At 38.5% G+C, this 22,220-nt stretch carries 18 protein-coding genes, 1 pseudogene and 1 riboswitch; of the genes and pseudogenes, 15 read left to right on the top strand and 4 right to left on the bottom strand.

Features of this window, described 5'->3' with window-relative positions:
* Positions 1-76 precede the first annotated feature (76 nt).
* From C9J34_RS01550 to C9J34_RS01505, 10 genes and pseudogenes are all read left to right on the top strand, one after another.
* Positions 77-1,633: pseudogene (locus tag C9J34_RS01550) on the top strand (3'-5' exonuclease); the annotation flags it as partial.
* 11 nt (positions 1,634-1,644) lie between these two features.
* A complete protein-coding gene (ligA, locus tag C9J34_RS01545) occupies positions 1,645-3,642 on the top strand; it encodes an NAD-dependent DNA ligase LigA (RefSeq protein WP_107838095.1) in 1,998 nt (665 codons plus the stop codon).
* A gap of 16 nt (positions 3,643-3,658) precedes the next feature.
* A complete protein-coding gene (locus C9J34_RS01540; RefSeq protein WP_107838094.1) occupies positions 3,659-4,831 on the top strand; it encodes a CamS family sex pheromone protein in 1,173 nt (390 codons plus the stop codon).
* Positions 4,832-5,021: 190 nt separating this feature from the next.
* Complete coding sequence (gene gatC / locus C9J34_RS01535) at positions 5,022-5,312, top strand: Asp-tRNA(Asn)/Glu-tRNA(Gln) amidotransferase subunit GatC (RefSeq protein WP_107838093.1); 291 nt, start codon at positions 5,022-5,024, stop codon at positions 5,310-5,312.
* Between the two features lie 28 nt (positions 5,313-5,340).
* Positions 5,341-6,804 (top strand): Asp-tRNA(Asn)/Glu-tRNA(Gln) amidotransferase subunit GatA, encoded by a 1,464-nt coding sequence (gene gatA / locus C9J34_RS01530; protein WP_107838092.1) that lies wholly within the window; start codon positions 5,341-5,343, stop codon positions 6,802-6,804.
* A 1-nt stretch (position 6,805) separates the two neighbouring features.
* Positions 6,806-8,233 (top strand): Asp-tRNA(Asn)/Glu-tRNA(Gln) amidotransferase subunit GatB, encoded by a 1,428-nt coding sequence (gene gatB / locus C9J34_RS01525; RefSeq protein ID WP_107838091.1) that lies wholly within the window; start codon positions 6,806-6,808, stop codon positions 8,231-8,233.
* A 139-nt stretch (positions 8,234-8,372) separates the two neighbouring features.
* Positions 8,373-8,927, top strand: a complete 555-nt coding sequence (locus C9J34_RS01520; RefSeq protein ID WP_107838090.1) for a thioredoxin family protein — start codon at positions 8,373-8,375, stop codon at positions 8,925-8,927.
* A gap of 71 nt (positions 8,928-8,998) precedes the next feature.
* Positions 8,999-9,913: a diacylglycerol kinase gene (locus tag C9J34_RS01515; RefSeq protein WP_107838089.1), complete on the top strand. Its 915-nt coding sequence runs from the start codon at positions 8,999-9,001 to the stop codon at positions 9,911-9,913.
* A 170-nt stretch (positions 9,914-10,083) separates the two neighbouring features.
* Entirely contained in the window at positions 10,084-11,112 is a 1,029-nt protein-coding gene (locus C9J34_RS01510; protein WP_107838088.1) for a Trm112 family protein, read from the top strand.
* Positions 11,109-11,879 (top strand): TPM domain-containing protein, encoded by a 771-nt coding sequence (locus C9J34_RS01505; RefSeq protein WP_107838087.1) that lies wholly within the window; start codon positions 11,109-11,111, stop codon positions 11,877-11,879. Before C9J34_RS01510 ends, C9J34_RS01505 begins: the two co-directional genes overlap by 4 nt.
* 113 nt (positions 11,880-11,992) lie before the next feature.
* On the opposite strand, the gene C9J34_RS01500 is transcribed toward C9J34_RS01505, so the two are convergent.
* Genes C9J34_RS01500 through C9J34_RS01485 form a run of 4 tightly spaced genes read right to left on the bottom strand, consistent with a single transcriptional unit; the run spans position 11,993 to position 15,666 of the window.
* Positions 11,993-12,379 carry an STAS domain-containing protein gene (locus tag C9J34_RS01500; RefSeq protein WP_107838086.1) on the bottom strand — a complete coding sequence of 129 codons (387 nt, stop codon included), beginning with the start codon at positions 12,377-12,379 and terminating at the stop codon, positions 11,993-11,995.
* Between the two features lie 18 nt (positions 12,380-12,397).
* Entirely contained in the window at positions 12,398-14,092 is a 1,695-nt protein-coding gene (locus C9J34_RS01495) for a methyl-accepting chemotaxis protein (RefSeq protein WP_107838085.1), read from the bottom strand.
* Positions 14,093-14,115: 23 nt separating this feature from the next.
* Positions 14,116-14,529 (bottom strand): ATP-binding protein, encoded by a 414-nt coding sequence (locus C9J34_RS01490; RefSeq protein WP_107838084.1) that lies wholly within the window; start codon positions 14,527-14,529, stop codon positions 14,116-14,118.
* 15 nt (positions 14,530-14,544) lie between these two features.
* Positions 14,545-15,666, bottom strand: coding sequence for a SpoIIE family protein phosphatase (locus tag C9J34_RS01485; protein ID WP_107838083.1), 1,122 nt, complete (start codon positions 15,664-15,666; stop codon positions 14,545-14,547).
* 168 nt (positions 15,667-15,834) lie between these two features.
* Between C9J34_RS01485 and rlmD the strand changes: the two genes are divergently transcribed.
* From rlmD to C9J34_RS01460, 5 genes are all read left to right on the top strand, one after another.
* Positions 15,835-17,199, top strand: coding sequence for a 23S rRNA (uracil(1939)-C(5))-methyltransferase RlmD (rlmD, locus tag C9J34_RS01480; protein ID WP_107838082.1), 1,365 nt, complete (start codon positions 15,835-15,837; stop codon positions 17,197-17,199).
* 498 nt (positions 17,200-17,697) lie between these two features.
* Positions 17,698-18,321 (top strand): hypothetical protein, encoded by a 624-nt coding sequence (locus tag C9J34_RS01475; protein WP_107838081.1) that lies wholly within the window; start codon positions 17,698-17,700, stop codon positions 18,319-18,321.
* Between the two features lie 9 nt (positions 18,322-18,330).
* On the top strand, positions 18,331-19,530 hold the full coding sequence (locus C9J34_RS01470; protein WP_107838080.1) for an ABC transporter substrate-binding protein: 1,200 nt from the start codon (positions 18,331-18,333) through the stop codon (positions 19,528-19,530).
* A gap of 931 nt (positions 19,531-20,461) precedes the next feature.
* Positions 20,462-21,004 carry a DoxX family protein gene (locus C9J34_RS01465; RefSeq protein WP_107838079.1) on the top strand — a complete coding sequence of 181 codons (543 nt, stop codon included), beginning with the start codon at positions 20,462-20,464 and terminating at the stop codon, positions 21,002-21,004.
* A gap of 224 nt (positions 21,005-21,228) precedes the next feature.
* Entirely contained in the window at positions 21,229-21,945 is a 717-nt protein-coding gene (locus C9J34_RS01460; RefSeq protein WP_107838078.1) for a dihydropteridine reductase, read from the top strand.
* 182 nt (positions 21,946-22,127) lie between these two features.
* Positions 22,128-22,220, top strand: a riboswitch (TPP riboswitch). This riboswitch is flagged as partial in the annotation.

The raw sequence follows: 22,220 nt of genomic DNA, 5'->3' as shown, positions 1-22,220 counted from the left end.
TATGAGGGGAAACCCTCATGTACGGTGTGAATGGGGGGAAAAGCTGAAGATGATTTCAAAGGCTTACCTATCCATATCTAATAATTCCCAATATATCCTCGTCCAACTATTAGCAAAGAAATTCCGTAATATTTGCGTTGTAGGCGATTCTGATCAATCAATTTATCGTTGGCGTGGTGCGGATATTACGAATATTTTATCTTTTGAAAAGGATTATCCTAATGCAAAAGTAATTATGCTAGAGCAAAATTATCGTTCGACGAAGCACATTTTACAGGCGGCAAATGAAGTGATAGAAAACAATGGAAGCCGCTATAAGAAAACGTTACGTACAGATAATGATGAAGGCGATAAAATTGTTGTCTATAAGGCATATAATGAAACAGATGAAGCACAATATGTCGTACAAACAATTCAACAACTTATTCGCAAAGAAGGTCGCAAGCTAGATGATTTTGCGATTTTATATCGCACAAATGCACAATCACGTGCGATGGAAGATGTGCTAAAAAAATCGAATATGAACTATCAAATCGTTGGTGGGACAAAATATTATGATCGCAAAGAAATTAAAGATTTACTTGCTTATTTAAGATTAATTGCCAACAATGATGATGATATTTCACTGGCACGTATTATTAATGAGCCAAAGCGTAATATCGGTGCCACATCATTTGAGAAAATGGCACTTTATGCATTGCAGCAAGATCGCTCTATTTTTGATGCCATGCAGGAGCTTGTCTTTATGAGTTTAACAGGACGAGCAGCGGCATCAGCGGAGAAGTTTTATGAGATGATGAAAGATTTATCCAACAAGCAGGAGACACTTACAGTTACAGAGCTTGTGGAAGAAGTCATTGAGCGCTCGGGCTATCGTCAAATGCTACAAGGTGAAAAAACGATTGAAGCGCAAAGTCGTTTGGAAAACGTTGAGGAGTTTTTAACCGTTACAAAAGCGTTTGAAGAGCGTAGTGAGGATAAATCACTTATTGCCTTTTTAACGGATTTAGCGCTTGTTGCAGATATCGATTCATTAGATGAAGAAGAAAAGGCAAAAGGCACAATTATATTAATGACGATGCATGCAGCAAAAGGGTTAGAATTCCCTGTTGTTTTCATTATCGGCATGGAAGAAAATATTTTCCCACATTCACGCGCAATGGAGAATGATGAGGAAATGGAAGAGGAGCGTCGATTGGCGTATGTTGGCATCACAAGAGCGGAAGAGCGTCTCTATTTAACAAGTGCTAGCTCACGTACCATTTTTGGGCGTTCTAGTTACAATAGTGTTTCACGTTTTATTAACGAGATTTCTGACGCTATATTAGAGCATATAAGTAAGTCAGGTGGTTATGCACATACAGATGATTTGCCATTTAGATCGAATCGCTACGACCGAGCACCTCAATATCGAACTGTACAAAAACCGACTTCACGCATGATACATCAGCAAGCAACAGGTGGAGATCAGCATGGTTGGAAGGCAGGAGATAAAGCAGTTCATGGCAAATGGGGGACAGGTACTGTTGTAAGTGTAAAAGGTGAAGGGGAAAATACCGAGCTTGATATCGCTTTCCCACAAATCGGGATTAAACGATTGCTTGCTAAGTTTGCCCCTATTACGAAAGCGTAGGAGGAAACGAAATAATGGATATTGAAAAACGAATTGCTGAATTAAATACATTATTGCATGATTACAATTATGCGTATCATGTGTTAGATAAACCAGCTGTGCCTGATGCTGTGTATGATCAGCTATTACATGAATTAATTGCTTTGGAAGAAGCGAACCCTTCTTTTATTTATCCAGATTCTCCTACACAACGAGTTGGGGGAGCTGTGCTGGAAGGCTTTCGAAAAGTGACACATCAATATCCGATGCTTAGTCTTTCCAATGCCTTTAATGAAGAGGATTTACGTGACTTTGACCGCAAAGTAAGGCAGGCGATTGGCGATCATTTTTCTTATGTTTGTGAATTGAAGATTGATGGTTTAGCCATCGCTCTACGCTATGAAAATGGGGTCTTTGTACAAGGAGCAACGCGTGGGGACGGTACAGTTGGTGAGGACATTACAGCCAATTTAAAAACAATTCGTGCGATCCCACTTCGTTTAAAGGAGCCTGTGACGATTGAGGTACGCGGTGAGGCGTATATGCCGAAAAAATCCTTTGAGGCTTTAAATAAAGTGCGAGTGGAAAAAGGCGAAGAGTTATTTGCGAATCCAAGAAATGCAGCGGCAGGCTCTTTGCGTCAGCTAGACCCTAAAATTGCAGCGAGCCGTCAGCTATCGACCTTTATTTATGCGGTCGGTGGTGATGGAGAAATGTATGGCTTAGATAGTCATGGTGAAATGCTTGATTATTTACAGCAATTGGGTTTCCCATCGAACCGTGAGCGTCAAGCTTGTGCAACAATTGACGAAGTTTTATCGTTTATACAACTATGGACGGAAAAACGCAATGATTTACCTTATGAAATAGACGGAATTGTGATAAAAGTAAACCGCTATGCACAGCAAGATGAACTAGGTTTTACAGCGAAAAGCCCACGTTGGGCAATCGCCTTTAAATTTCCTGCCGAAGAAGTTGTAACGGCATTACTCGATATTGATTTAACAGTTGGGCGTACAGGTGTTATTACACCGACAGCCATTTTAATGCCAGTACAAGTAGCTGGAACAACAGTGGCAAGAGCATCCTTGCATAATGAGGATTTAATTCGCGAGAAGGATATTCGCATTGGCGATACGGTCATTATTCGCAAAGCAGGGGATATTATTCCAGAAGTTGTTGGCGTACTATTAGAGCAACGACCTGAGGATGCTATACCATATGAAATGCCAGCAAACTGCATCGCTTGTGATAGTGAATTGATTCGTATAGAGGGAGAGGTAGCGCTGCGTTGTGTCAACCCAACATGCCCAGCCCAAATTGCGGAAGGCATCAAGCATTTCGTTTCTCGTAACGCAATGAATGTAGATGGCTTAGGTGAAAAGGTAGTAGAGCAATTGCTAAGAGAAGGCTATATTCAAAATGTAGCGGACCTTTATTTATTGCAAGTTGAACAATTAATCGAACTAGAGCGCATGGGACAAAAGTCTGCGAGCAATTTAGTAGAAGCGTTAGAGCGTTCAAAGGAAAATTCGTTAGAGCGTCTATTATTCGGACTAGGTATTCGCCATGTTGGTGAAAAAGCAGCTAAAATTTTAGCGGAGCAATACGAAACGATGGAAGCGTTAATGGCTGCAACACAAGAGGAACTAACGTCGATTCACGAAATCGGTGATAAAATGGCAGATTCGGTTGTTAGTTATTTTTCAAATGATGATGTTCAACTTCTGATTGTCCGTTTAAAAGATGTTGGCTTGAATATGAGTTATAAGGGAAAAAAGATACAAATCCAAGCAGGTGAAAATCCATTTGCAGGGAAAATGATTGTTTTAACGGGAAAATTATCACAATTGACACGAAACGAAGCAAAGGCGAAAATAGAAGAATTAGGTGGTACCGTCTCAGGAAGTGTTAGCAAAAAAACAGATCTCGTAATTGTTGGGGAAGACGCTGGTTCAAAGCTTGAGAAAGCGCAAAACCTAGGGATTGAGATATGGGATGAGCAGCGCCTAATCGAACAATTTCAATAGTAAAGGAGCTTGACTGATGACTCGATTTCGCTGGGTATCGGTGCTCGTAGCAGCAACTATATTAGCTGGCTGTACGCCTTCCTTCAAGCAAGATACGGAAGTTGTACAGCAGACAGAGGATGCTGAAGAAGTAGAAACAGCACATATTACAAGCAGGCAATTAAGTGAAAACTATTATAGGACGCTCACACCTTATAAAGAAAGTGCAAGTAGAGGTTTAATTGTTTCTAATATTTATACAAAATACGATATAAAAGAAGCTGAAAATGGCTTAATGCGTATTTCACAAAATGTTTTCGATACAGAGAAATATTTTTTTCAAGAAGGTCAACAATTATCTGCTAATACAGTGAGCTATTGGCTTGCACGTGAAAATCAAACGACAGATCAGCGCGATGATTTACAAGGTCTAAATCCTTCTAGCTTAGATGCGAATGGAAATGAGCTTGATGCAACGATTAAAGCTGTAGAGGCACCTGTCTATTTAGCGCATATTGTAGAGCAAAATTATTTAACATTAACAGATGATAATAAAGTGAGACTTAGTGGCATGTCAGTTGGACTTGCGCTCAATTCAGTCTACTATTACCAAAAAGAAAGATATGGGGAGTATTTTGAGGAGCCGATTCCAAATGAAAAGCTAGAGGCTGCAGCGATAGAAATTGCTGAAGAAGTTGTCGCTAGATTAAGAATGCGCTCGGAGCTTGCAGACATACCGATTGTTATAGGGCTGTATAAGCAGCAGCCTCGAAATTCAATTGTACCAGGCACATACTTTGCTTATAACGTTGTCGATGGTGGAAAAAGCGCGCTAGGTGAATGGCAAAAAATTAATGAGGCATATGTCACGTTCCCAATGAGCTCACCTGCGGATATTTATCGAGAGGCGAATAAAAGTTTCCAATACTTTAAGCAAGAGATTGATAAATATTTCTCTAATTTTACAAGTGTTATTGGCACAGGGTTTTATCAAAATAACCAGCTTCAAAATTTGGAAGTAGAGATCCCTATTCAATTTTATGGTACAACTGAAATTATTGGTTTTACACAATATTTAACAGATGTTATGCTGAAGCAATTACCTAAGGATGTAACAATTACAGTAAGTGTTACATCAGTTAATGGCCCTGAAGTGTTAATTAAAAAGGAACGTGATAGCGACAAGCCTTTTGTTCATATTTATGAATAAAGGTATTGATTACACTATTTTTGTACAAAGCTTTTAACAAGAAAACATAAAATATGGGTAGCTGTCAGAAAAGCTTTTCTGACAGCTCGTTTTCAAGAGAAGTTTTGTTATTTTTGTTCAAACTTATGATTTTCATTATGAAAAATGTTATGATAACACGTATGGTTAACTTTATTCGGAGGTGTAAATAATGGCGAAACTAACAAAAGAGGAAGTAAAGCATGTAGCTCATTTAGCACGACTTGCTATCACAGAGGAAGAAGCTGAAAAGTTTGCAGAACAATTAGGGAAAATCACTGACTTTGCAGAGCAGCTAAACGAGTTAGATACAACAAATGTTGAGCCAACGTCACATGTTTTACCATTGGTAAATGTACTGCGTGAAGACGTAGCTGGACAAGGCTTAGCACGTGAAAAAATGATGCTAAATGTGAAGGAACAAGAAGCGGGACAAGTGAAAGTACCGTCAATTTTAGACTAATAAATGAAAAGGTAGGAGGACTTTACAGATGACGTTATTTGAGCGTTCAGCACATGAGCTGCAAGAAAGCTTACATAAAGGCGAAGTAACAATCGCTGATTTAACAAATGAAGCGTTCGCACGCATTGAAGCATTAGACGGAGATGTACAAGCATTTTTAGCATTAAATAAAGAGCAAGCAACTGCACAATCAGCAGAATTAGATAAAGTGCCATTCATAGAGCGTGGCCCATTATTCGGTTTGCCAATCGGTGTAAAGGATAATATCGTGACAGAGGGCTTAGAAACGACATGTGCTTCTAAAATTTTACAAGGTTTTATGCCAATTTATGATGCAACAGTTGTCAAAAAACTGCGCGAAGCAGGCATGGTCACAGTAGGAAAGTTAAATATGGACGAGTTTGCAATGGGCTCTTCTAATGAAAACTCTTACTACAAGGCGACAAAAAACCCTTGGAATCTTGAGCATGTACCAGGAGGTTCTTCAGGTGCGTCTGCAGCATCGGTGGCAGCAGGGGAAGTTCCTTTCTCATTAGGCTCTGATACAGGTGGATCCATTCGTCAGCCAGCAGCTTATTGTGGCGTTGTTGGGATGAAACCAACATATGGTCGCGTATCACGCTTTGGTTTAGTAGCGTTTGCATCTTCACTTGACCAAATCGGTCCAATTACGCGTAACGTACGCGATAATGCATTATTATTAGAGGCGATTTCAGGTGTGGACGAAAACGATTCGACATCTGCCAATGTCCCTGTACCAAACTATGCAGCCGCTTTAAACGGTGACATTAAAGGCTTGCGTATTGCTGTGCCGAAAGAGTTTTTAGGTGAAGGTGTTGGCGAAGCAACACGCCAATCTGTATTAGCTGCGCTAGAAGTATTAAAAGGCTTAGGTGCAACAGTAGAAGAAGTGTCACTACCACATTCAAAATATGCATTAGCTGCTTATTATATTTTATCGTCATCAGAGGCATCATCAAATCTTTCTCGCTTCGATGGAATTCGCTACGGTTTCCGTGCTGAAGGTGTAAAGAATTTAATGGAGCTGTATAAAGAAACGCGTGCACAAGGCTTCGGTGATGAAGTAAAACGCCGTATCATGCTTGGCACATACTCACTATCAGCAGGCACATACGATGCTTACTATAAAAAAGCACAACAAGTGCGTACATTGATTAAAGAAGATTACGACAAAGTGTTTGAAGACTTTGACGTGATTATTGGGCCAACAACACCAACACCAGCATTTAAAATTGGTGAAAATGTTAACGACCCATTGACGATGTATGCAAACGATATTTTAACAATTCCAATCAACTTAGCGGGTGTACCAGCTATTTCGATTCCATGTGGCTTTGAAAATGGACTGCCATTAGGCTTACAAATTATCGGTAAGCACTTCGATGAGGAAACAATTTATCGCACAGCATATGCATATGAGCAAGCGACAGACTTCCATAGCAAAACACCTCAAATTTGGGAGGTAAAATAAGATGAACTTTGAAACAATTATCGGTTTAGAAGTACACGTTGAATTAAAAACACAATCAAAAATTTTCTCAAGCTCACCAAACCATTTTGGTGCGGAGCCAAATGCGAATACATCGGTTATCGATTTAGGTTATCCTGGTGTATTACCTGTGTTAAATAAAAACGTTGTTGATTTTGCAATGCGTGCAGCACTTGCATTAAACATGGAAATCGAGCAAGAAACAAAATTTGACCGTAAAAACTATTTCTACCCAGATAATCCGAAAGCTTATCAAATTTCACAATTCGATAAGCCAATTGGAAAAAATGGCTGGATTGAAATTGAAGTAGACGGCTACAAAAAGCGCATCGGTATTACACGCCTTCATATGGAGGAGGATGCGGGTAAATTAACGCATGCTGATGGCTATTCTTTAGTTGACTTTAACCGTCAAGGAACGCCATTAGTTGAAATCGTTTCAGAGCCAGATATTCGCACACCAAATGAAGCGTATGCGTACTTAGAAAAGCTAAAAGCAATCATTCAATATGCAGGTGTATCGGATGTGCGTATGGAGGAAGGTTCGTTACGTTGTGATGCCAACATTTCATTACGTCCATATGGGCAAGAAAAATTTGGTACAAAAGCAGAGCTGAAAAACTTAAACTCATTCAACTTTGTGCGTAAAGGTTTAGAGCATGAAGAAGTACGTCAAGCAGAAGTGTTACGTGCTGGCGGTGAGATTGAGCAAGAAACACGCCGCTTTGATGAGAAAACAGGTAAAACACTTTTAATGCGTGTAAAAGAAGGCGCAGATGATTACCGTTACTTCCCAGAGCCAGATTTAGTGCGTTTATCAATAGATGATGAGTGGTTAGAGCGTATAAAAGCTTCGATTCCTGAACTTCCAGATGCGCGTAAAGCTCGCTATGAATCTGAGTTAGGCTTAACAGCTTATGATGCAGCAGTACTTGTTATCAATAAAGACATTTCGGATTTCTTTGATGCAACTGTAACGGCGGGTGCTGATGCGAAGTTAGCTGCAAACTGGCTAATGGGTGACGTATCTGCTTACTTAAATGCAGAAAGTAAAGAATTGAAAGATACAGCATTAACGCCAGAAAATTTAGCAGGTATGGTGAAATTGATTGCAGACGGTACAATCTCATCAAAAATTGCGAAAAAAGTATTCACAGAGCTTGTAGCAAATGGTGGCGATGCTGCGAAAATCGTGAAAGAAAAAGGCTTAGTCCAAATTTCTGATCCTGCGGTTATTTTAGGCTTTGTTACAGAGGCTTTAGATAATGATCCAAAATCTGTAGAAGACTACAAAGCAGGGAAAGACCGTGCGATTAAAGCGATGCTAGGTCAAATTATGAAAGCATCTAAAGGTCAAGCAAACCCTCAACTAACAAATCAAATTTTATTAGAAGAGATTGCAAAACGTTAATTAAAAGATGATAGCTGTCGAGAAAGTTTTCACTTTCCTGGCAGCTATTTTGTATTTTGAAAAAGTAGAATTAATTAGTTGTGAAATTTTACTAAAAGATGCAAAATAGAAAATAAAAGCACTTAGGAGGAAACAAAAAATGAAAACAGAGCAACAATATTTTGAAGAGGCTATTTCTATTCAGCAATATATGGACGAGATGTCGACATTGAGAGAAGAAAGCTTCGCTATTTACGATAAATTTAATGTCCCAAACGATGAATTTATTGAGCAATTAAAAAATAGCCATGTGCATATTTTAGCGATTACGGAAGATTGGTGTGGCGATGCAATGCTCAACAATCCAATTGTGCGTAAAGTGGCAGAGGCAGCAGGTTTAGAAGTGCGTGCAACATTGCGCGATGCAGATACAGATTTAATCGATCGCTATTTAACAAATGGTGGTCGTGCAATTCCAATTTATTTAGTGTTAAATGGAGCTGGTGAAGTCGTAGGAAAATGGGGACCACGTGCACCAGAGTTACAGCAATTTGTGATGGATGCACGTGCAGGGGTGCCTGATAAAGAAGATCCATCATTTGAAGAGGCGCAAAAAGCGATGTATACAAATATGCGTCAAAAATTTATCGAGGACAGCAAATATTGGACATATGTTTATGAAGATTTCCAAAAGAGAGTTTCGGCAATCCTATAGGGAACGTTTGTATTTCAAAAGCGTTACTAATGATAGATAAGAAAATTTGAATTTGTAGGATGGTTGACAGAATGAAACGAGCTCGAATCATTTATAATCCAACTTCTGGTCGCGAGGCATTTAAAAAGCATTTACCAGAAGTATTGGAAAAATTAGAAATAGCAGGCTATGAAACATCCTGCCATGCAACAACATGTGAAGGAGATGCTAGAGTAGCTGCGAAAGAGGCCGTTGAGCGAGAATTTGATGTTGTGATTGCAGTCGGTGGTGATGGAACACTAAATGAAGTAGTAGCAGGAATTAGCCCATTTGAAAAGCGTCCTCGACTTGGTTTAATTCCTATGGGGACAACGAATGATTTTGCACGTGCGATTCATATTCCACGTAAAATTGACGAAGCGGTTGATATTATTATAAAAGGTGATACATTGCCCGTAGACGTAGGGACATTAAATGATAATCGTTATTTTATTAATATTGCAGCAGGTGGTCGCATTACAGAATTGACATATGAAGTGCCGAGCAAAATGAAAACGGTGCTTGGGCAGCTTGCTTATTACTTAAAGGGAATCGAAATGATTCCATCAATTAAAGCAACACATATGAAAATCGAAATAGATGATGAAGTGTTTGATGGCAATGCGATGATGTTTTTATGTGGCTTAACAAATTCGGTTGGCGGCTTTGAGAAAATTGCGCCAGATGCTTCCATTAACGATGGATTGTTTACTGTTATGGTGTTGAAGGAATGCTCGATTACAGATTTTATTAAAATTGCTTCACTTGCTTTGCGTGGGGAGCATTTAAATGACCCGCATCTTATTTATCGTAAGGCGAGCAAGGTGACGGTCACATCTGATGATGAGGTACATTTAAATTTAGATGGAGAGTACGGTGGCGATGCGCCAGCAACGTTCCAAAATTTAAAACAGCATATTGAAGTGTTTGTACCAATGGAGGAAATTCGAGAGGAAGATCGAGTTTAGTAAAGCTATAAAAGTCGATTTATACTAAATTTAAAAACATGAATAGCTATTTGAATAGTAGCGCGTTAGCTCACTATTCAGATAGCTTTTTTCATGCAGCCCTCTATTTTTCTCTAGATCATATAGATTATAATGGCTACAATAAGTAATTTTTAAAGGGGGGAAAGGTAATGATTTTACATTATACATGTCCTAGCTGCGCGGGAGATATGAACTTCGATGCGGATACAGGAAAATTGACATGTCAAAGCTGTGGCAGAAAGGATACGATTGAAAACTATCCTGAGGAATTGATTAAAACAACCTTTGAAGAGAATGAAGCAAATGAATACCATTGTAATAATTGTGGAGCTGTGCTAATCACACTTGCAGAAACAACAGCAACGAACTGTAGCTTTTGTCAATCAGCGGTTGTCATTGCGGATCGTTTATCAGGAGAATTAGCTCCTTCAAAGGTCATACCTTTTACGATAAGCGAAAAAGAAGCGGTGAAGGCTTTTAAAAAATGGTGTCGCCGAGGATGGTTGATGCCAAAAGATTTTGCCATGTCCGAGCGCGTCAAAACGATTACAGGGATGTACGTGCCGTTCTGGCTTTATGATATAAACAGTCAAGCAAAGGTGAAGGCAGTTGGTACAGTCGTACGTACATATTCAAAAGGTAATTATGATTATACGGAAACAAGTTACTTCGATATCATGCGTGAAATTAACTTGAATTATTCGAAAATACCAGCAGATGCTTCAGAGAAGATGAATGATGAATTAATGGATAAAATAGAGCCATTTCCTTTCCATGAGCTAAAGGATTTTAAAACACCTTATTTAGCAGGCTATATCGCAGAAAAATATAATTATACAGATAAAGAAATGCTACCGCGTGTAGAAAAACGTGTAAAAGAATATGCCGATAAGTATATTTCGGCAGACTTAAGTAATTACAGTACGGTTAGTTATAAAAGAAAAGACATTGATGTAAAGCAAAAGAATAGTGCATATGTGTTGTTGCCAGTGTGGATGATTTACCATGATTATAACAACTCGGAATATATTTTTGCGATGAACGGTTATACAGGCAAAGTGGTAGGGAAGCCACCGATTAGTAAAGGTAAGGCTGCTGCTTGGTTTGGTGGAATTGCAGCGGGCACATTCCTTATACTGAAAGTTATTGCAACATTGATCGGGGAGGGCTATTTATGAGTATGCTAAAAAAATGTTTCGCATTTTTTATTTTACTAGTTACTTTGTGGCAGCCCTCTGTATTTGCTGAATCTACCAATCAAACACAATATATTTTCGATTATGCCAACCTTTTAACAACAGAGGAGAAAAAGGAACTAGAGGTCTTAGCCAAGGAGCTTAGCGCGGATTATAAAACAGCCTTTCTTATTTTAACTGTCGATGGGACGGATGGTAAAGGAATCGAGCAATACATGGGCGATTTTTATGATAATGAAGCGCCCGGTTATAATAAACCACATGGTAATACAGTGATGATGTCCATTGATATGCAGGAGCGCGATGTTTTTTTATCAGGCTTTAAGAAAGGGCGAATTTATTTAGATGCTGGACGTTTAGCATATATTCGAGAGCAAATAACACCAAGCTTATCCGCTGGCGACTATTACGAGGCATTCAGTCAATTTATCATTGAGTCCCATGATTATATGAGTTATGGGCCAGACGGTATTATATTTCAATGGTGGTTCCAATGGGGGGTAGCACTTTTACTGGCGGCTATTATTGTTGGGCTGATGGCTTACAGCTCAGGGGGGAAGATGACAACAACGGAGCGTGATTATTTTAATCCGAATGGCTCAGGTATTACGAAAAAACATGACCGCTATTTACGCACAACTGTAACGAAAACAAAAAAAGCCTCAAGTAGTTCAGGAGGAGGTAGCAGTGGTGGTGGCGGTACAACAAGTGGCGGTCACTCTTATAGCGGCAGTGGCGGGAAGTTTTAAAGGGAGTTTGTTTCAGAAAGTTCATTTAAATTGTGATAAGAAGGCTTTTTGAAGAATCAATAATAGCGGTCCGAAAAGTGGCGTGTGAGGCTACTTTCTGACCGCTTTTTACTTTAGTATTCGTTTATGGAGAGCTCTGTATGCCCGTTACCTTGAATGACTTGTAACGCAGCAGTCTCATTTTCAACAATCGGGAATATTTTATCGCACTGCGAAATGGTGAAAAGCTTGCGAACAAAAGGATCTACAACGATAATAACGATTTTTTTACTTTGTGTAGAAGCTTTTTTAGCAAAATTGACAATCATGCCAAAGCCAGTACTATCAATGTTTTTCACACGGCTCATATCTAAAATAAAACCAAGCTCCGTTTGAAAGCTTTGTGATTGTAGCTGTTTTTTTATTTCTTCAATTAAGCCATATTCTAGGCTTCCTGTGAAGGCAATGGTAATATAGTTAGGCTTTTTGGCAATTTGAATTGTAGCTGTTTTTTGTTCCATCGTGTTTAATACCCCCCATTAAATCTGAAATTTATTCATTTCTTCTCGTAGACGATCTGCAATTGCTGCTAAGTTCGCTGTACTTTCAGCCATTTCAGCAACTGTAGCATATTGCTGTTCTGAAGCTGCGGCAATTTCCTCTGAAGCAGCAGCAGATTCTTCAATAATGCCAGAAATATTATAAATGGCATCTTGAACATTGTGAGAATTCGTATTGACATTCGCAAAGGCATCTTTCATTTTAGCAACACCAGCCTCTGTTGTACTTGTTTTCTCGACAATAACTTTCAATGCGTCTCCACCTTGGTTAATAATAACTACCTGTTCCTCTACCGCAGATAAATTGCTTTCCATCGTGCGAACTGTTACAGCCGTTTCAGCTTGAATATCTTTAATGAGCTCCGTAATTTGCTGGGCCGCCTCTTTAGATTGTTCAGCTAAAATACGCACTTCTGATGCAACGACAGCAAAGCCTTTGCCATGTTCACCAGCTCTTGCAGCTTCAATAGCAGCATTTAGCGCTAATAAGTTCGTTTGATCTGAAATATCAGTAATGACAGTAATAATACCGCCAATTTCCTCTGAGCGCATACCGAGCTTTTGAATCGAATCAGTTGCATAGCTTACCGTTTCTGTGACCGTACTTAAATGCTGAATCGCTTTGTTAATAGCAATTTCACCTTCAAGGGCAATATTTGTTGATTCTTTCGCATTGTTGAAGCTTTGTTCAGCGTTTATTAAGCTGCTGTCCACTTGGCTAATTGTATCACGCATCATATTTACAATTTGCTCGGCTTGCTCTGACTGTGTTGTAATGCCGGCAGCTACATCATTCATCGTTGAAGCGATTTGACTGGAAGCTTCATTTGTTTGCTGCGACGATTCGGCTAATGCAAGAGAGGAACTCGCAATTTCATTAGCATTTTGCGCTACATTTGTTACGGTTTCTGTTAAGCGTTCCTTCATATTGCCAAATGCAAGTGCTAAATCAGCAATTTCATCATTGCCTTTTGCTTTTAATAAATCAACCTTTAAATTCAAATTTGCCAATTCATTGGCGTTATTACGCAAAATATTGATTGGTGTAATAATGAGACGCTGCATAATAAAGCCGATAGCAATTGTAATAATAATAGCAACGACTAAAGAAATAACGATATTTTCAATTGCGGATGCTGCTGCAATTTTCGTATATGGGGCAGTTGGAACTGCTACAGCCCAAATCCCGATTACTTCGCCATTTTTATTAAAAATAGGGTCATATGCGGCTTGGAATGGCTCACCCAAAACAGTAGCTGTACCAAGGAAGCGCTCTTTTTTATTTAGTACAACTTCTGCCACAGCATCCGAAACCTTTGTACCTAATGCACGCTCCCCATTTTCTATAATATTTGTTGAGACACGTGTATCATGTAGGAAAATAGACATGACATTACCATTTGTTAGCTCGCCAACTTGGTCAGGAATATCGTAGTTTTCCAACATGCTGATAGATCCTTTATAAAGGTTTCCATCTCTAATATCCCAATCACCAGGAATATTAGAATCCAGTGCATAATAGCTTAATTGAACATCAGATACTAGCTTTTCATTGGCACTTTCTAATAAGTTTTTCTTCGTCACATAATAATTGACGCCACCTAAAATACCAGCTAATAATAAAATACATGTAAAAATAACGATATTAACTTTATTACGAATTGACCATTTCATTTATGTACAGCCCCCATTAGTCTTTAATCTATTAAATTTTTCTTAATACCAACTAAAAATTGTGAACCAGGTAATTGCTCAAACCATAGTTTATCGACCATGTGTACAATAAAGAAAAAGCCACGCCCACGGTCAGAAAAGCTCATTTCTTCTAAATTTGGTTCAAGGATAGATTGCCATTCTTCTTGAGGTATTCCTTCAGCAAAATCAGCCACTGTAATTTTAATATATTCATCGTTCCATGAAACATGTAATTGAATATCCTCTTGTCTATTCGCCTTGTTCATTGCTTCAACGGCGTTAATAATGAGTTCATGTGTGACAAAGCAAATATCTTGTGCGCTTGGAATGCCATAAAGTTGTGTATAGTTTTCCATCATTTGATCGATAAAAAAAATAGTTTGCTGATTGGGTGTTACATTAAGCATAATTTCCATCAATAATCACCACACCTATAATGTAATTGTAATTGAAACAACGGTTACATCGTCCTCCAATGGCTGGTCTGTTAATTCATATTGTTGAGAAAATTTTTGTAATGCATAGCTATTATTTTGAGAAGCATAAGAATGGAAAAAATTTAAATCAATCTCTTGGTCATCTTGCAGTGTGAGCAGCCCATCTGTATATAAAATAATGCGGTGCCACCCTGTTAGCCGCACCCGCTTCGCCTTAACTTGAATAGCAGGGAACAGCCCGAGAATTGGAGAGTTCGCTGTTAATGTAACGGTTTCTCCATATTTACCGAATAGTACACCTGCTGGATGCGAGGCATTAACATATTGCAATGTGCGATTTTTTTTATCAATTACCATATAAATCGCGGTTACTAAAAAGCTGTCTAAATCATCTGTAGAAAATAGCTCATAAATTTGACTATTAAGCTCCTTTATAACAGATACTGGGTCGATAAGCCTTGTAATAATTCCTTTTAATAATGAGCGGATGGACATTGTAATCAAGGATGCTGCAACACCATGCCCCATAACGTCAAACAAAATAACTGCAGTTAAATCCTCATCAAGCTCAAACCAGCAATACATATCACCCCCGAGTGTATGGGAGGTAACGTACAACCCATCCAGTTCAATATGGGGCAATGTTAACGCGGGTGTTAGTGCACTTTTTTGGACATTTTTTGCAATCGCCAAATCCTTTGCTAATTTATCTTGATGCTGTTTACGCAGCTTTGTTTCCATTTGATATTTTAATGCAACATGTACTCGTGTTTTAAAATGAGTAAAATCAAACGGTTTTAAAATAATATCAAATATACCTACTTCAAATAATCTGTCGATAATAATAGGCTTTTCGTAGGAAGTGGAAAGCAGAATAGGTGCATCACTCCATTTTTTTAAAGACTCAATGTTCTGACAATGTTCCTCACAATTAGTTAGATTTAACTTCGCATCATAAACGATTAATTGTATATCTTCTTTTAAAAACAGATTATCGAATTGGATAGCTGCTTCAACTGTTGTAAAGCTATGGATATTCATTAGTTCTATACGCTTGAAGTATTTTTGTATCCTAAGGATATCATTACTAACGGAGCCGATTATTAATACTGCCATTTGTTCTATACTCCTCAAAAAGGTAATCTAAAGGTGCTGATTCTATTATACTATATATGAGTGCCAGGCACACAAACAAATCAGAATATTTTCAGTGCCTGGCACACAATTTCTTTTGTCAATGTAGGTTGCATGCTACAATAAAGGCATTGAAATGGAGGATTTACAATGACAGCACCAGTAAAGAAAAATGACCGTTTAACGGTAACAATAGAAGATTTAACACATGATGGCAACGGCGTCGCAAAGATTGATGGTTACCCATTATTTATTACAGGCGCCTTACCACAGGAGCTTGTGCAAGTACATGTGCTGAAAGTATTAAAAAATTATGGCTTTGCGAAAGCGTTGGATATACTTGAGCCTTCGAAGGAACGTGTAGCTGCACCTTGTGATTATTTTGTGCAGTGTGGTGGCTGTCAGCTACAGCATTTGTCGTATGAGGGGCAATTAAAATGGAAGCAGCGCATGGTTGAAAATGTGATGAAGCGTATTGGTAAAATTGATGTGCCTGTATTACCTGTCAAAGGTATGGACGAGCCGTGGCATTATCGCAATAAATCACAAATCCCATTCGCACAAGGAGAACTCTCGCCAATCGCAGGCTTTTATAAAACAAAATCACATACGATTGTCGATATGGAGCGTTGCTTAATTCAGACAGGTGAGGCAGATGTCATCATGGCAGATTTCAAACATGAATTAGCAGGATTAGGCATCCGTCCCTACAATGAAGAAACACATAAAGGAATGCTGCGCCATGTCGTTGTGCGTAAAGGGCGCGCAACAGACGAAGTGATGGTTGTCCTTGTAACGACAGCACGGAAATTCCCACAAGCAGAAGCAGCAGTCGCAAAAATTCGTGAGCTTTTACCAAACGTCACATCGATTGTGCAAAACATTAATTCGAAGAAAACAAATGTTATTTTTGGCGATGAAACGCTGACATTATGGGGCAAAGACACGATTGAAGATACAATTGGCGATGTGCGCTTTGAAATCTCAGCACGCTCATTTTATCAAGTGAATCCAATCCAAACAGAGGTGCTTTATAAGCAGGCGCTAGATTATGCACAGCTAACAGGTAATGAGCGCGTAATTGATGCCTATTGCGGCATTGGAACAATCTCATTATTTTTAGCAAAACAAGCAAAGCACGTAATGGGCGTAGAAATTGTCCCACAAGCAATTGAAGATGCAAAGCGTAATGCCGAGCTAAACGGTTTCACAAATACCTATTTCGAAGCAGGCCCAGCAGAGGAAATCATCCCACGTTGGTACAAGGAGGGCAAGGAGGCAGATGTCCTCGTTGTTGACCCACCACGTAAAGGTTGTGACGAAGCACTGTTGAACACTATTATTGAGCAAAAGCCAAAGCGTGTTGTCTATGTTTCATGTAACCCAGCCACATTAGCACGTGATTTAAGAATTTTGGAAGATGGCGGTTATAAGACGCAGGAGATTCAGCCTGTTGATATGTTTCCGCATAGTACGCATTGTGAGGCGGTTGCGTGGCTTGAACTAGCTGACTAAACCTAATTTAAGCGTGTTTTTCAACGTCCGCTTTATTCGGATGTGTCTATGGTATATCTAACTTAATATTCGTTGAAACATAAAAAGCAGACGGTTTAGAAGTGCGATGGTGCACCTCTAATTGACCGTCTGCTTTTACTGTCATTTTATGAATGAAGCTAGCTAATATCGATGGAATTAGCACTGTTAAAATTTGGGATTTAATTGTAAAAGAATATATGCCTTTAATTCAGCGACATCTACCTAAGTTTTATTTTCCTCATACTGTAGCGTATTTAGCTGTTTAACTAGCTTTTCTATATAAGGATTTAATGTAACTATTACCTGCTTTTGTGTATTTATAAGCCAAACGAATATAAAGATAGGAACGGAATCTTTATGGATGGCATGTAGACTGTGCAGCAGAAGATTAGTAGGAAAGGACTCATTTTGATATTGATAATCATTATCATTTGTATTACCATACAAATATGATGTGGATTGAAGGAGTCGAGGTATATGTTGGAAGATGTGGATTCAACTAATTATTTTACAAAAGAAATGATCGATAGGGCTGTTCGGTTATGGACACGCTCATCCGTTTCATTAATAGATGTTCGTTACAAGTTACTTCATCCGGACAAACCGATTAAAAGTTACAGGATGCCGACTAGTATGCTAGTGTATACCTGTGGTGGAACAGCTAATGTAAAACTGGATCATACATTATATCAATCGGAACGTTTTGGTATTTTTCATGGAGGGAAAGGAACGGAATTATCAATTCATCCTACAAGCAGAAGTCTCGAGACTTACATGGTGTTGTATAGAGCAGAAACTCCGCCATTTTACAAAAGAGAAATTTATCGCTTGTTAGAACATATTAATCCGTTTATACAAACATATGGATTCTCACCAGGGAACCCCATTTTTTTTATGGAGAAGTTTTTGAATATGAAAGACCATTGGAATCAGGAATCTACATTAAATCAATTTTATTCAAAGATTGTACTGTATCAGATTGTCTATGAGATTTACAATGAGTTGGAAAAGGGAGATATTCTTTTTTTTCAGCCTGATTACGTAGTTTTAGCTAAGCAATATCTAGAACGAAACTATAGCCAGCCTGTGTCCATTCAATAGCTTATTGAAATGCTACCCATTAGTAGGAGTCAGTTAGTTAGGCTTTTTAAAAGACGCGAGCATAAAAGCCTTCAGGAGTATTTGAATAAGATAAGGTTGGATTCGGCCAAGTGGCATTTGCAATATACAAATGCTACTATTCAAGAAATTGCTGTCGGGTGCGGTTTTGTGGACGGATTAAATTTAATCCGAATGTTTAAAAAGTATAACTATATGACGCCAAGTGAGTACCGGATAAAAATGATAACTGATATGAACATTAATGATATTGATAATGATTATCAACCTCAATACAATAAGAGAGAACTAGATAAATTAGTCAAATCTAAGGGAAATGAGGAATTGTTAATGTTTGGAAAGTTAAGAAACAAGGAAATAATATTGGCTGCAGCCATGAGCTTGATGTTGTTGTTATCGGGGTGTACATCGAATGTACCTATAAATAATGGAGCGACGGCGGGCCAGTCAGAGACGCAAACACAGACTGCATCAAATGCTGAAACTAAGGGGACGCCGCAAACGAGAATTGTGCACACTCTCAAAGGAGATGTGGAAGTGCCCGTTAACCCGCAGCGGGTCGTTGTCCTGTATTTGATGGGTGACTTGCTTGCTCTAGGAATAAAACCTGTTGGTATTTCCACTCTGGTGGGAGAAGGCGATGCGGCAATCGCTAGTGAATTGGATGGCATCACCACTTTGGGAGATGGGCAACCGAGTCCAGAAGCAGTGCTTGCCCTTAATCCAGATCTTATTATTGTTACAACAGATGAAATTTACGATAAACTTCATAAAATTGCCCCCACTCTTTATATACCATATGACTTACCTGTGGAAGAACGTATGGAAATTATAGGGAAAGCGTTTGGTAAAGAAGATCAGGCCAAAGAACTTTTGGAAAATTTTTATAATAAGGTGGAACTAAGCAAGCAGAAGCTGCAGCAAGCTGGTATTTTGGACAAAACAGTCACAATTATGGAAAGCAATAAAGGTTCTATGGCCGTAATGGTAGGGATGGGTTACGGACGCGGGTCACAGATTATTTATCAATATTTAGGAATGAAAGCACCTGAGATTGTGCAACAGAAAATAGAAACTTCCAAGAATGATGCGACTAGTATGGATATATCCTACGAAGTGTTGACTCAGTATGCTGGTGATTATGTATTCCGCTCTGCCTTTGAAGGGATGGAAGATTTATCAGATAATTAAATATGGAATAATATTCCTGCTGTAAAGAGTGGCAGGCTAATTGATATGAGCTTTGGCTTATTCTTCTACAATGATATCTTTTCGCTAGATAAGCAGCTTGACTTTGTCGTGGATAGCTTGCTGAGCACTATGGAATCAGAGGAACTTCAATGAGTGAAATATCTGTAGAAGATGAATACGATGTCTGTATCCTTAAAACCGAAAAAATTTCTCGCTACAGTTTAGTAGAATAGAATGTTTGAGAGGCTGTAAAATTAACTATGGAAAGTACTGAATAAAGTTTAATCCAGAGATTCGAAAATATTTAGATTGTGAAGAGTTGATGTGGTTGGAGTTGGTTTAGACACAATTCACGAAAACCAAAAGCGAAAGCTTGTAAAAGGCTGTGAGCGCTTTAAATTGTGTATGAACATCTTTCATCCCTATTTAAATTGTAAAAATAACGCTTATAAAATATAGTTGTAATTTATGTATTTTCATCTTAATTTAGCAGATTTTTATAATTGTAAAAATGCAACGTCAGCACATGTTCTCCTTATGGCGAAAGCAAGTGTCAGGTACAGAAAACACCCATCTCCACAGGTGGTGAGGTGAATGCTTATATAGTCCTAGATTCAGTGGGTGTTCAAACCGCTTGCTGAGAAAGTATAGTTCATTATTAAGAATGTCATCACACGCATGCAACGACTAAGTGACCAACATCCTGTTGTTCAGAAGTCTATGGCAGATGTCATAGATTTTGGAGGAAAACTCAGCACGATGCATAACAGTTAATTGCTAGTGTGTGACGTTTTTATGTTAATTTTCAATAAGAGTGAATTCGAAAAAATTCGGACACAATTACGCCTCATCGTAATTGATTATTTACAAAACTTTGTGGAAAATTATTCTATTAGGACATATAATGAACGTATAAGGAGATGAGAATTTTATGAGAGACAAAAGTACTATTTATATCCCGGAGAACCCTGTTTCAAGATTTCTGTTTAGTGATACTCGTTCTGCAATAATTTGGTTATTTATTCGTCTTTATGTTGGGTACACATGGCTAACTGCAGGCTGGGGGAAAATCCAGAATGATGCATGGGTTGGTGAAAATGGTGGAAAAGCAGTTGAAGGATTTGTAAAGGGCGCACTTGCTAAATCGCAAGAAACGGCAGATGTAGCTGGATGGTATGCTGCTTTTCTAGAAAACAGTGTGTTGCCAAATGCAAAATTATTTGCGTTCGTTGTTGCATATGGTGAATTTTTAGTTGGTCTAGGTTTGATTGTCGGCTTATTAACGGGAATTGCAGCATTTTTTGGTGCATTGATGAATGTGAGCTTTTTATTTGCAGGAACATTAAGTATCAATCCGTTGCTATTCATCCTTGCAACATGGTTAGTGCTCGCATGGAAAGTCGCTGGATGGTATGGATTGGATCGCTGGGCTTTACCGAAATTAGGTACACCTTGGAGCAAAAAAGTAGAATGAATTACCTTATCAACTCAATATTGAAGCTGGAGTGTTGAGACAATAGGTAAAAATCCTTTATTTGAAGCACATATACCCATTACGCGGAGGTGTAATAGGTATATGTGCTATTTTTATCTTATTTATAGGAATTTTTTGAAATAATCATACATTTCAATTGAGAAGTGTTATCATTTGTTGTATGGTTAGATAGTAATGTTACATATAAACGAGGAGGATATACAATGCAAATATACTGGACTAAAATTAATAAAATAATTGAAGAAACACCTGAGGTTAAAACGTACTTGCTTAATCGTCCACAAGATTTTACATGGGAAGAGGGCGCTCACACTCACTTTGCACTTGAAGGCTTTAATGCTGACGATAAACCGAACCGTAGCTTAATTCGCCATATGTCAATTTCTACTTTACCTAGTGAAAATTCGATTGGTATTACAACACGTATTAAAGAGCAGTGCTCTGAGTTTAAATCTATTTTGAGAAATCTTGAAGTCGGCAATGAAGTTGCCATATTTAAAACTTATTCAAATGTACCGCTTAAAAGAGAGAATAAAAATATTTACTTGTTGTCATCAGGTGTCGGCTTGGCAACTTTCAGACCGCTTGTACTTGACTATTTTGAGCGTGCTGACAACGTCAATCAAATTCATTCTTTAAACATTGATTCATCAAAAGACTTTTTATTCACTAATATTTTTAAATCTGCGGCAGACAAGAAGTTCGTAGCACAGTTTGTTGATAACCGTAAAGACTACTATGAAGAAGTGAAACATCTTGCGGAAGATAAGACAGGACTCTTTTATATTGTGGGGAGCGACGAGTTTCTAGCGCAGAACATTGAGGTACTACGAGAACAGGGGATTAAGCCAGAACAGATTATGCTAGACAAGCATGAAGAGCAACTATCAAAGTTTTTATCATCTAATTTGTCAGTTTAAGTGATAAAGCCTCGTGGATGTAGGTCTGCACGATGTAGGTTAGTTAACCGTTGGCGCGTGTCGTGGCGCTTTTAGGTTAATTTCTACGAAGAGTAACACTGAGGCGTAATTTGACAAATGAAACCTCAGATGATTGTTTGACAAACAAAAATATCTATGATTAGCTAAAGATAATCAAATATACAAATTACTAGGGGAGCATAATTTTGCTGAGAGAGACGTGTCTTGACCCTTTGAACCTGATCTAGGTCATACTAGCGTAGGGAAGTAATGGT

The organism is Metasolibacillus meyeri, from assembly GCF_003049505.1.
Classification (GTDB): Bacteria; Bacillota; Bacilli; order Bacillales_A; family Planococcaceae; genus Metasolibacillus; species Metasolibacillus meyeri.
Note: the sequence above shows the minus strand (reverse complement) of the source record. Positions and strands in the feature narration are given on the sequence as shown.